This window comes from Wolbachia endosymbiont of Wiebesia pumilae, from assembly GCF_017869285.1.
In the GTDB taxonomy this organism is placed as follows: domain Bacteria; phylum Pseudomonadota; class Alphaproteobacteria; order Rickettsiales; family Anaplasmataceae; genus Wolbachia; species Wolbachia pipientis.
In genome coordinates this window covers 296,557-309,371 of sequence record NZ_CP054557.1, presented here as the reverse complement: position 1 = coordinate 309,371, position 12,815 = coordinate 296,557, and the positions used below count along the sequence as shown (strand labels likewise).

The 12,815-nt window shown below is 35.1% G+C and carries 7 protein-coding genes and 1 pseudogene; 3 read left to right on the top strand and 5 right to left on the bottom strand.

What is annotated here, in order from left to right:
• Nucleotides 1–579 precede the first annotated feature (579 nt).
• The 3 genes and pseudogenes from HUB92_RS01525 to HUB92_RS01515 form a co-directional block, all read right to left on the bottom strand.
• Nucleotides 580–1,907: pseudogene (locus HUB92_RS01525) on the bottom strand (IS4-like element ISWosp9 family transposase).
• A gap of 125 nt (nt 1,908–2,032) precedes the next feature.
• Nucleotides 2,033–4,474: an ankyrin repeat domain-containing protein gene (locus tag HUB92_RS01520; RefSeq protein ID WP_209473051.1), complete on the bottom strand. Its 2,442-nt coding sequence runs from the start codon at nt 4,472–4,474 to the stop codon at nt 2,033–2,035.
• Nucleotides 4,475–4,536: 62 nt separating this feature from the next.
• Entirely contained in the window at nt 4,537–5,865 is a 1,329-nt protein-coding gene (locus tag HUB92_RS01515) for an ankyrin repeat domain-containing protein (protein WP_209473049.1), read from the bottom strand.
• Between the two features lie 720 nt (nt 5,866–6,585).
• Here HUB92_RS01515 and HUB92_RS01510 point away from each other — a divergent pair.
• Both HUB92_RS01510 and HUB92_RS01505 read left to right on the top strand, forming a co-directional pair.
• Complete coding sequence (locus HUB92_RS01510) at nt 6,586–7,869, top strand: hypothetical protein (RefSeq protein WP_209473047.1); 1,284 nt, start codon at nt 6,586–6,588, stop codon at nt 7,867–7,869.
• Between the two features lie 30 nt (nt 7,870–7,899).
• Nucleotides 7,900–8,316, top strand: a complete 417-nt coding sequence (locus tag HUB92_RS01505) for a hypothetical protein (RefSeq protein ID WP_209473045.1) — start codon at nt 7,900–7,902, stop codon at nt 8,314–8,316.
• Here HUB92_RS01505 and HUB92_RS01500 read toward each other — a convergent pair.
• A complete protein-coding gene (locus HUB92_RS01500) occupies nt 8,278–9,228 on the bottom strand; it encodes an IS481 family transposase (protein WP_209472420.1) in 951 nt (316 codons plus the stop codon). The genes HUB92_RS01505 and HUB92_RS01500 overlap by 39 nt on opposite strands.
• A 10-nt stretch (nt 9,229–9,238) precedes the next feature.
• On the opposite strand from HUB92_RS01500, the gene HUB92_RS01495 reads away from it, so the two are divergent.
• A complete protein-coding gene (locus HUB92_RS01495) occupies nt 9,239–11,533 on the top strand; it encodes a hypothetical protein (RefSeq protein ID WP_209473043.1) in 2,295 nt (764 codons plus the stop codon).
• On the opposite strand, the gene HUB92_RS01490 is transcribed toward HUB92_RS01495, so the two are convergent.
• Complete coding sequence (locus HUB92_RS01490; protein ID WP_209473041.1) at nt 11,513–12,445, bottom strand: Rpn family recombination-promoting nuclease/putative transposase; 933 nt, start codon at nt 12,443–12,445, stop codon at nt 11,513–11,515. The genes HUB92_RS01495 and HUB92_RS01490 overlap by 21 nt on opposite strands.
• Nucleotides 12,446–12,815: the final 370 nt, after the last annotated feature.

The following is a 12,815-nucleotide window of genomic DNA, read 5'->3' as shown; positions in this document are numbered from 1 at the left end:
TCACCCTTTGCCCTGTATGTGGCTTTCCCACACTCCCCGGTGATTCGTTACTTTCACGACTACTACGATGACTCCGTAACCATAGAACTCGCGTTCCTTAGGTCATCCCATGTTCCGTCACTAAGAACTGTTCTAGATCAACTTAGGTTTTCTATTCATCCTCTTAAATAAGTTCACTACTTATCGTTCTACAGCCAGAATGTCACACAAACGAAAGTTTAATTTGTGCTTACTGTAGACATGGGGTTTTAAATGTGATACCCATGGATGTGAAATCCCACCCCTGAAGATTAGAATTCAAGCAGTTTAGCTTTAACCATATTGATCAGGTGTTGCAAGCCGTTACCTTACACATCTTCAGATAACTCTCGCTTTACATACATGCTCTTGTCCTCCTTCCCTTTCGGGTTGAAGTTAGTTGTTCACCTCGAGGCCATTTATTCTGAACCCCGCTTAGCTCCGCTAAGTATTTCTTAATGCGTACCACGGCGCACCCTCTCGACTCACACAGCTCCCATTATTCAGCCTTTTGTCCCAAACCTAATGTCCAGTGGGGGAGTGTTAAATAAACCATACGCGTCAAGTTAAGGAATGTAGAGAGCTTAAAGTAGATACCCTGGTCTTCCTATATCTGTCTTTCAAAGAAAACTTTGACCAGATTATAGTAAGCTTTTTTAGAAAAATTTTTAAATTATTGACAATATTGTTTAATATCAAAAAGAGCTCTCTAACCCGCCTTTTCAATTCAATAAATGCCTTTGTTAAACTGAGCTCCGTGTTCTTTTTTAGTTTTACACAGCCAATCATTTCGTGAAATACGAGAATAGCACATAATTTTGCGTATAGCTCGCACAATACTCTAAATGGATTTGTCTTTCCTTTTAGTTTATCAAGATTGATATGACTTTTATATAGTTTAAATAGTAATTCGATTTGCCATCTTACTCTATAAACCGTCAATATTTGTTCAGCATTAATTTTACTCTCTGGAACATTAGTTATAAATATTGACCAATCTAATAACTTTTGATTCTTTTGAGAAGATGTATATCCATGTGACTTTGCTAATTTATTAGCCTTTCTTCTTCTAGCCATAGACTGTTCTTCAGTTAGCTTTTGACATATAATTCTTACCTTAATTTTTACTTCCTTTCCTAATAATACTTCTTTTTCTGAAGATAATTGACCTTCTAAATACTCCAATAGCTCTATTTTTTGATTTGTTTCTATATCATATATATTGGTATCAGACTTATAACGACTAACAAAATATGCACCTGCTTCATCAATCTGTTTAAAAGAACTAGGCACAAAGTAGCCCAAGTCAAATATTAGCAATCATTGGCTGATAAACCGTTCAGATAATCCCTATAACCTTGATCCGACCTTATTCCTTCCATAAAATTTAACTTATCTAGCGCTTGATTCAGGTAATCAAAGACTAACTGTAGCTTTATTCCTGATTTGGTATTATTCTCACAATCTCTATAGCTACTGCCATATCCTTTGTACATATCTTCCATGCTACTGGGCAGGCTAATGTAGCTGCTATCCAATAATTTAACGCTTCCAAATTGCTGTAAAATTTTGCAATCAATCTGTAGACTTTTTTTAAATAAACACAAAGCTTCGTTATACATTTTTTTCATGAACTCAACTGCTTCTTCACTAAACCTAAAATCTAAACCCTGTTTTGTAATTTCTATCGAGTCTTCATTTAGCAATTGGCACATTGTTTCTATGCTGCAATCATCAACTCCTATGTTACCAAAAACTATAGCTTTTATGAATGATGAGCCATTAAGTTTTCTCTTTCTTTTTATAAAACCTACTGCAATTGATATTTCGTCTGCTTTTTCATTAAAGAATTCATTGAGGTCTTTTGATAAGCAAGCTATTCTGTCCATTGTAAGTTCTCTCATTCATATATCCAAGAGAATTTATACCTTATTATTTTCCTTCACTCTATCAACTTTACTTACACTTTTCCTTAACTTGACGCGTATGGTTTATTTAACACTCCCTCACTTCATTATAGAGAACGGCCTACTGTTTCTTCAAGACTTGAAGCTTTTCTCATTTTTTCGCGCTTTGCCCAAGGGCCCACTTTTGTTGCATCAGATTGACTAATTGTTTCAGAACGAATCAACTCTCCAGATCTAGTAAAAAAACCTCGTTCAATAGCATCACGTACTGAACACCCACCAAGCAAACATTTTTCCCCTATTCGTTCCTCACAATTCTGTAATTTTTTCCACTTTTCTTGATCTTCTACTTCTACCTTTATTAGATTTTGCTTATCAGGGTATAATCTCACTTCCAACTCTCCCAAGCCAGTATCGAAAGTCAATACTATATTACTACCATCTGCTAGGCCTACATAATTCCTTATAGCGTTTTCCGTTATAATTTCTACCTCACTCTTACCTATCTTTATTATATTTCTTCCGTATTGTACACCTTCCTGAGTGATACCTAAACCCCTTGCTCCATTTGTAATCTTTGCAACATCTACTTTACTATCCTGTGAATATTCAAGACAGAGAGTAGAGTTGTCGATTTTTACGTCTCTTACCTTACCACTTGTTGCGCTTTGAACGATTGTTATGAAATCTAAAGCACGATTCTCATAATCTGCATAAGCGTTTTTCATATTAGCTTTGTGGCTTTCAAACTCTTCCAGTTCGTCAATTACATATATACTGCTTATGTTGTACAAAATTGCCCCTTTTGATATCAATTGACATACTATACCACTAGCAACCTCTATATTCCTTGAACCTTCGGAACTCTTTCTTAATTCACTAATCTTTCTTATCACAAAATCTGTAAAACTATATTCCTTTTCATATACCTTTCCGTATATACTACCCTGGTTAGGAAAGTTCAGCCTTACCCCAAGTTCTATAGCTTCGTTTACAACGCGTTTTAACTCATCTATATCTTTGGATTTATTTACCCTACCCAAAAATATTTTCAACTTTTCCGACTGATCTAATATTAAATCATCCCATAGAGTTCTAAGCTTAGGCAAACGTTTTTTGTCCTTCCACTCTTCGTAATCAATCGCTCCTGCTTCTAGCAGCAACTTTTTTGCTTCTTTGAAATGAGTTTCATTACCATAACAAGCCTCCCTAATCTTTTGAAAAACTCGAGACTTTCCTTCGCAATCACGAAGATTGAGAATCTCTTTAAGACCTTCATTTCCTTTGTGCTGATTGAAAAACTTTCTTAGTCGATTAGTGTTAAAGCTATGACCGCAAATACCTTCTAAATCATTTTTTGCTTCCAATTGCTCCTGAGTTAAAAAGATCTGTTCTAAAAGATTCACTTCAAAAGGTTTTTTGTTAATAATTACAATGTCTAGAGGAGTTTTTCCTTGTCTGTCAGTTTGACCACGTGCTCCTTTTTTCAGAAGCAAAGGTATATTTAAAGTATTATAATAAGCAGCATAGTGCAAAGGTGTTTGCCCTTCACTGTTAACTATGTTAGGATCAGCACCAGATTTTAAAAGTAAAGTCATAAATGCACTAACTGCACAACCTATGTCTTTTTCCACTGCTAAATACTCCATACCTTGTATTACATGTAGTATTGTCAATTTGGATTCTCCCCTTTGAAGATTGAGAACAGCTTTTAGATCATCACCTTTGTTATCGTGTAAAAAGTCCTCAAACCTTGTAATGTCACAAAATGGAAAGTCTGTAAGAAGATTTAACAGTGCCTTATTCAAATTTTTTTGGTTATCTTTTAAATCAGGTACGTTGAAAGACCAATCAGATATTAAATTTTTGAATTTTCCCCTTTTAATAATAGAGGTCAAAGAGCTGTTATCACTAAGCAGCAACGAGTATTTAATTGACTCATACTTATCATCTACCCGCCCCTCCTTCTGTTCTACCTTTACCTCCTTTAAATACTCTGTATCATCATCTTTAATGCGTTTAGCTAGATCCTTTAAAAATTCAATATCTCTGTTTTCCAGTAAAGGTAATGCCCCCTTCTTCATGAGAATCGAGACCATTTTTGTACTTCGTCCAGCTAAGTATAATGGAGTGCGCCGTTTTTCATCTAACGCATTAACATCAGCTCCATTGTTTATAAGATACTCTACTATTTTTATTTTTTGGCTCAAGACAGCATGATGTAGAGGAGTGCTTCCGTCATTATACTTCTTATTAACACTTGCTCCATTTTTTATTAGGATCTCTACCATTCTTGTGTTCCCTTGTGAGATAGCATAATATAATGGATCACGATTGTACGCATCAATTGTGTTAACATCAGCTCCTCCTTTTATAAGGGTTTCTACCATTTGTTTGTTGTTTTTTAAAACAGCAAAACTTAATTGGCACAATGTACCTGGATCTACTTGCTTTAATCTCTCTTCTATTTTACTAACTACATTACTCTTACTGAAACCAACATCAGCGTTAGCAGAATTTAATACTTCCTGCAATTTATTCAATTCCATAACTCCACCTCGGTTAAAAATACTACACACCATTTTCACACGCATGACATAAAATGCAAGAACTAATATGACATGCAACATTCGTCCTTAGGCATTTGAGGTAAGCTTTGCCTATTCACTTCACATTCATTTAGCCTACTATTAGGCTTTAATACTGCATATGTAATGCCACCAGCAATGGCCCCAACAATCAATGCAGCAGTAGCTGATATTGATAAACTAAGATGAATAGCAGTACATCCAATAGCCACACTTGTCAACATGGTCATTATCCCTACACAGAAACTGGTCTTTATTGCTCTATTAGTTATAGTTAGGTGTTTATTTTCTGTCACTTTTTGATACTGTATCACATTTTTATCATCAGCCAGACTTCCCGAGGTTTTGGGACACTCCCTTACTCGAAGACTAAGATACTTAACTATATCTTTGTAACCATTAGAATCTGCCAAATCGGAAGGAGTCTCGCCTCTCAAGTTTTTTACATCAATAGTAGCCTTTTCTTCCTCTACAAGATATTCAACTATATTGTAGCAATTCATTCTAGCAGATTCATGTAATGGAGTATCGCCATTTTTTTCGCTTACTACATTAACATCAGATCCCTTTTCTAACAGAGCTTTAACTATGCCTAAACAGCCCACCTCACAAGCAATATGCAAAGCAGTGCATCCTTCTTCGTTTCGTGCTTCAAAACTAGCTCCTTTGTCTAACAAAAATTGAACTACTTCCAAACGACCACATCCAGCAGCTTCATTTAAAGCAGTATCGCCGTCATAGTTTGTTGCATTAATATCAGTACCTTTGTCTAATAGAGCTTTAACGATTTCTAAGTAACCCTTTCGAGCAGCAATATGCAAGACACATTTGAAACTATTCTTTCGTATGTCAGCATTATTCATTTGGCCCAATAGAGCTTTAACTATTTCTAAGTGGCCCTCGCTAGCAGCAATATGCAAAGCAGTACAGTCTTCGTTGTTTCGTGCCTCAACACTGGCTCCTTTTTCTAACAGAAATTGAACTACATCTAAGTGACACATTTCAGCGGCAATATGCAAAGGCGTGTTACCATCGTTGTCTTCTGTCTCAACGCTAGCTCCTTTGTTTAATAGATCTTGAACTTTCTCTAAGTGACCATGAAAAGCAAAATTAAGTAAGTCAGTATGTATATTACTTTCGTGTACACAATGCTCATCTTTTTTTAAGTGACTATCGAGCGTAGCTAAATATGAATACGTAATATTTTGATTAACTTGATAAATTGGTATGGTCTGTGTTGCATAAAAACCTTGTTCTTTTGACCGCTTTTCTATTCCATCAACCATACTGTTCTCTTCTAAATCTGCTTGAATATTTATTGGATTAGATACTTCTTTCAATTGATTATTCACAACACTACCTTAACTTAAAAACTTATGTTTTAATTATTACACAATTATTATAATTAGCAATAGTTTTATATTTTTTTCAGAATTACAAATTTATTGTATTCAGATATAGGAAAATACCTTTTGTCTCTAAAAAACATTGCAACCAAGTATTACAAAGATTTCAATTATTTACTTCTTCAAAGATCCCAAAAAGATCGTATCTTTGTGAGAACAAGCTACGTAAAAGTAGGGTTATGAAAATAGGAACTTGCAATCTTTGCAACAAAGTTAGGTAAGTTAGTTCGTATGTAAATGTAGTAAAAGTAGGCTAATATAGCTGCTTTTATGGTATAGTAGAATTATTATATAGAAAAGTTCGCACGTATTGAGTGATAGACCATGCCATCCCAAAACAAACTCTTCTCACAACCTTTGGTTTTGGTTGCTGGAAATGGTTATTTTACTGGAGATCTTAATAATATATTTTGCTAAATTAATAGTAGTTTGTTTATGGAAGAATCAGTACAAGCTCAAGACAAAAAAATTTAAAAACAAATAAAAGATCATGTATTGAGCCTGTTATCAAAAATTATTCCAAATCTAAAAAATTTTCTAAAATTGTGATTGAAAAGTTTTAAAGATAGAGTAATATACCTATGGCACACTGAGTGGTGATTAGTTGTGATAGGCCATAGATTTAAGAATCAAGGTGTTTTTTCATTCATTTTAAGGGAGGTAACTATGGATCGTGAGGATATTCCAGAAGTTTTGTTTTCATCTATTAAGGAGGATGATCCTTATAGGGCATCTAAGCTCCTTCAAATTGAACGCTGGTGCTGTACGCATTCGAAGATAATTGAAAGAAGTGGTCAAAAAGGGCACAATCTTCTTGCACAAGTGTTATCTGATAAGGAATCATGGGAGGAAGTAGGAGGATTGCATGGAGTCAAGCTTAATAGACGGAAGGTAGGTAGAAAGTTTGCTGTACCAGATTCAGATAATTCTTTTAGTAGGGCAAGTAGATACAAGATTTCCTGTGAGTGTTGTTTAGAGGATGAAATACGAGCTATATTTGAGGAAAGAAAAGAGGAATTGTCTGCTCAAGGTAATGAAAGTTTGCTTGAATATCATCACTTAGTTAGGTGCTGTGGAGAAGGTCCTATAGCACAGTTTTGGTCACATTTCATTAGTGGGTATCTTGATAAGTTGGATTTGAGGGGTCGTCATCCATATGAGTATGGGCTTGATTGTGCAGTAGGTTGGCGAAGAGTAGAAGCAGTGGAATTCTTTTGGAGTAAAATAAAATCTTTACCTGAGAATGAGATGAGTGCACAAAAGAAGGATGAGATCTTGATGAAAAATGCAGTGTATTCAGCAGGACCTAATTTTCGCATTTATCCTGATATATTTGAGTTTTTCTTTGATCAGATAAACACTGATAGGTATCTAGAGCTTTTAAAAAGGGATTTAGAGAAAAATGGTCATTATGGTTCTTTGAACAGAATAAAAGACGTGCTTAGTTTTGATAAATTTCAGGAATTGTTTGATTGCTTAAAGCCAAGTGATATTTCAGAAGATTGTTATCATACCCGTTTATGCTCTATAGAAATACAAAACTATTCTGGACATTATGTAGATGCAGCTGAGAACCTTTTTATACACATGTGGATGAAAGAGGAATTTGGCCGTCATCGTGCTTTTGTAATAAAAGAAGAGGTAGAGGAGGTAATAGATCCATCCACCTTTTTTGATAGAAATCTATTAGTACATTGGGCGAAAAAGGGCTGCATGAAGGCAGTGTGGGCAGTACTAAATGAACTAAGTTCTGATCAAAGGGTGAAGCAAGTTAATTATATACATTCTATATTAGCAATGCAGGGAGATAGTGCTTCTCTAGATAGATTTTCAGCCTATTGTAATAAGTTTACTGATAAGGAGCCTTATCGGGAGGATGTACCCGGTCCAAGTAGTAATTTAACTGAAGCGAAAGTTGAAAAACCGCATGGTCAGTCTAGGATTGAATAGATAAAAGAGTTATATATTAACGGGGGATTTATGCCAAACGAAGAAAGACCACAAGATTTTGAGTTAATAGAGTTATTGATTAAGGAAGCAGGTTCAGTTATAGGTGCTAGTGCTGCCGAACATCCAACTCAACCAAGTAGTGAGTTTAAATCTTTCAAAGCAAGGTTTCTATCATATATTGACCAAATTCCATCGTATTTACATTCGGTAAATAAAGGAGGTTTTTTTCCTCATTTCTTTTTAGGAAGCTTTTCTACTTTGGTAGACACAGAAATTGCAACAAAGCTAGATATTGAAAAAGTATATTTCTGTTTTGATGGTCCAAAAACTTTAAAGGTGGCTATTATAAGAGAAGGTGACATTAAAGGTAGAGGAGATGCGATAGATAAGATAAGGTTATTTGTAATCTCAGATGTATGGTCCCAGAGTGTGATGGTGTGGATTTAGTATAAATAATTCTGGAGACTGTGTCCACTGATAACATATAAATTCATAAGGAGTAAGACCCTTAAGAGTTTTGAGTCTCTTTGCATAATTATAAGCCATAACAAAGTTATAAAGGTGTTCTTTAAGTTGCTGGTGCGATTGATAGTAATACTTCTTAACTGTAGCATCCTTTAAAGTTTTATTCATACGCTCGACTTGCCCATTCGTCCAAGGATGGCTAACTTTTGTCAAACGATGTTCAATAACATTCCCTTCGCAAACTCTATCAAATATATGCTGGAAAGCATACTTATGACGCTTCTGGTTTGTAAATTGTATACCGTTATCTGTCAAAATAGTATGGATTTTATACGGTAAAATTCTAATCAAATTACGTAAGAACTCAGCAGCTATGGGTTTTGTAGCACTGTTACGCAACTCAACATAGGTAAATTTGGATGTCCTATCAATAGCAACAAACAAATGTAATTTGCCCTCCTCAGTTCTAACTTCAGCAATATCAATATGAAAGTAACCGATAGGATATTGTTTGAATTTCTTTTTTGACTTAACTTCTCCATCAACAGTTGGTAATCTGCTAATGTTGTGTCTTTGTAAACAACGATGCAAGCTAGAGCGAGTCAAATGCGGAATTGTAGACTGCAGAGCGTAAAGGCAATCATCTAGTGGCAGTAGTGTATACTTGCGAAATGTAACTATTATAGCTTCCTCTTCTAGCGTTAAAACAGTCGATCTTGGACGCTTTGGACCCATATCAGCATCTTTCGTAAATGAACGTTTTCTCCACTTAATAATAGTTTTTGGATTAAGGTTATAATGCTTGGAGAGTTTTGCTATGCTCTCTTTTCTATTTTGTATTGCTCTACGAATCGTCTGTGTTGTTTTGGCGCACCCATGCAATATTTGTCCCATAACTCCTCCTTTGATGGTATTTTTTTCTCATATTTTATCATACCATCACACTCTGGGACTGTACATCTTAGAAAGCAATTTTAAAAAGCACGTTTTTATTTATGGAGAAAATATACCCACAGAAGCTCAATCTGAACCTCAATCTCAACGTCTTAAAGATCAGAAAAGTAAAGGGCAAGGTGCCGGTCAACCATCTAGGTTGGATCAGAGTCACGGAGTTGTAACAATAGTCTTAGTTTCAAAATCTGCTCAAAAATCAGTTTGTGTAATGAATATTGTTGAAACAGATGGAAGAGATAATGTGATAAACAAGGGGATTCCTCTTGATAAACTCAGGCAAGAGATAGGAGATAGAAGAGTGGTTGAACTAAACCTTAACTTTAACGTTAATAAACAAAAGGAAAAATTTGAAGAATATTTTAGTATGGAGATTAGAGCACCTATTCCTCTAGCACAGTACACCAGTGGAATGCCTGATAAGTTTCAAGGTGATTTTGAGAATATCCCTTATCCTGATAGGTTAAAAGAGGTATTTGATGAAGCTCTAGAGTCTCAGCTTGCTTCTTCACAAGATCAATCTTCATCTCAATCAATAGACAAATATAAGGGATTATTTAAAAAATTAGGTGAGGCGGTACTGCCTTTTAAAGTTTTAATAGAAAAAGAAGCACACACACAAGCTGTACTCAATGGAACATTTAGCCACTATAGTGACATAAGGCTAGGAGAGCCGCAAGAAGAAGATAGAGCATTAATATTAACAGAGTTTCAGACAGGGAGAGGAAAACGTATTGATATGCTAGTTCATGGTATTAAGTTTGCAGACCAAGCTGGCAGTGCTAAAGAGTATGCTCCAGTAGGGTTAGAGATTAAAGGACCAAGGAAAAATGTGACAGTTCAGAGATTAAAGCAAGAGGCAGTTAAGCAGATAGAAATGTATAAAGAGTGCGTCACATGTAAAACACTTACAGACGGTAATACAGTAGCTTTTGTGGGAGTTGTTTTTGATGAAAAGGCTAGAGATGCAGGTTCTCTTATTTCAACAACAGAAGATTTTATAATGGGAATTGCTAGGCATAGCTCCATTTTGAGTGTTGAGCAATTACAGTCATTGCACTTTAATAGAGAACAACAAGAAGTGTTTTCGCGATTTGTATCCCATAACTTTCCAAATGCATCCATTGCACCAGTAAAACAAGGGCTTTATTTGCCTCCATTTGAGAAACGTGTAGTTAAGATTGATGGTAAGTGTGTATCAATTACACGCAGCTTATCCCAAGCTTTATTTTCACAGAGTAATGAGTCATTTTTAAGTAACTTAAAAGCTTCATCTGAAATTTATGAACGTATAGCGCAGGGTAAGCAAATATCTAAGAGGGAAGAAAGAGAAGTTTTTGCTTTTAGTAAATTGCTTTCTAATTTTGAAAGGCAACTAGATTCTGCTACAAGTAGTATACCTTCAAGCTTAATTCTTAACACCAAAAAAGACCGTAAAGCGTTCAGTGATTTATCAAATCATATAGCTGAAATTGAAGGCGATTTTGCCATCCATCTGGTTACAAGCAATCATGTTGTTGCTATTTACAGAATTGGTGATAATTATGCTTATTTTGATAGCAATGTAGTGTTTGTTTCTGAGTTAAAAAATGTTGATCAGCTTATGAAAATTGTAGAGAAAGCAGTAGAATCTGCTGGCTATAAAGTAGGAGAAAAAGGTTTTCTTGTTGAACACTTTGATGTTGATAAAGCCAACAGCCAATTATCCGATAAAGATAGGCAAATTTTAGCAAAAGAAATCAAAACAGAACACCAGCTTCTGGCAGAGCAAGATGATGAGCTTGGTCTCATTAAGATTAATGGTCAAGAATTATCTAGAGTGCAGTTATATGACTTTGGAACCAAAATTAACGTAGAAGGTAGTGTACCATTACTTATTAATGCTGAAATGAATTTAAGTAGCGAAAAATTCCAAGATCACCTAGATAAAAGAGAAGTTAGTATGACAGCTAGAGAATATCTTGATCACTTAAAAGATAGCGAGAATGTGAAAGAGATAATACAAGCAACCAAAGCAATTCCTTTCATGGGTTCAAAACGTGAAATTGAAGAAGCAGAGCAAACACGCAGGCCAAAACAATCTTTATTAGAGTTGGCTAAAGGAACAATTAATTGCATACTTGCTGCTGTTTCTCTTACTAGCGCTAGTCGATCAAAGAGTCAGTTACCAGAAAAAGTAGGCAATGAACCTCAAACTTATTTAAATGATCCAACAGCAGACAAGCAGCTACGAAGATCTGTTAGCTGATTCTTCCTGAAGTTGCTCTATTTCAGCTTGAGAAAGGCCAGTAGATTCAGCTATTAAGTCGACAGATACGCCAGCTTTAAGTAGGTTTTTAGCCACTGCTATTTTAGCTTTCATTTCACCTTTTTCTTCGCCGATTAGGATGCCTTCTTGTCTACCTTCTTCTCTACCTTTTTCAGTAGCATCATCAAGTTTTTGAGCGAGGACAGCCTGTTCATCAAGAATACGTTTTATTTCCTGTTCATAGGCAATAAATTCTTTTTCTGACCAGTTAAATCTATTTAGTTCTTCATAGGCCTTTTTAATTATTACATCACTACCTATTATTTTTTCCAGCTCTTCTTCACTAGTCTCATCTGCATATCGAAAAAAATAAACCCATTTTTCAACTATATTTTCCAACTGATCTTCCTTGTTCTTTGGAAATTTTGGCAACTCAATAAATATAAAATAGAAATCTTTTAGATCATGCTCATTAGTGTCTTCATCTCGAATAGTATGCTTTGATTTGTACTCAGATTTATTAGGAAACAGCACACAATCTGCTATAGCAATAAAGATAATTTCCTTAAGGTTATGGTATTGATCGCCCTTATCAGCTTGTCTTGAATAAGCTTTAGCTGCATAGTATTGGGCACGTTTTTCAAAGCCTTTAGTTTTAGCGACCTGCATCTCGCAAATGTATTGAGCACCTGTAGAATCTCTACAGAGAACATCAACAATACTTTGCTTTTTAGCGGCGATATCAGGGTCTTGAATAGTACTTAAAAACTCTATATCCTTTATTTCATTTTTACCAGTAAAGCCAAGAATATCATTGAGGAAGTGAATAAGGATATCTTTATTTTTTTCAGTACCGAAGATACGCTTAAACGATACATCATTTTTGGGATCAAGAAACTTAGAAAAAGTCATAAGAAATCAACCTAAAAAGCATTAATAATTATACACAATTCTGAAGAAATGTTCAAGTTTTTTATTTTTTTAAGTTTTGAATGCGTTGATAAAAAAACGGCTGTCAGAGATCATCTTAGAATAGCATCCTCTACTTTAGACGTCCTTTTGTACATCTTTTATCAACCCTGCTGTAAAGCACCTTATAAGCCCAGGAGATGGATGTCATAAATTTGGAGCTGTAGGAGACATCAAAGATACGCTTTTTGGTGTGGGAGCCTAATAAAAATACGAGCGTAAAAACTCAAATACGATTTACCTAACATCGTGAGAACAGGTTTCCCACACCTTTACATGATAAAGATCTTGAAACTTAATGTCAACATTTCAG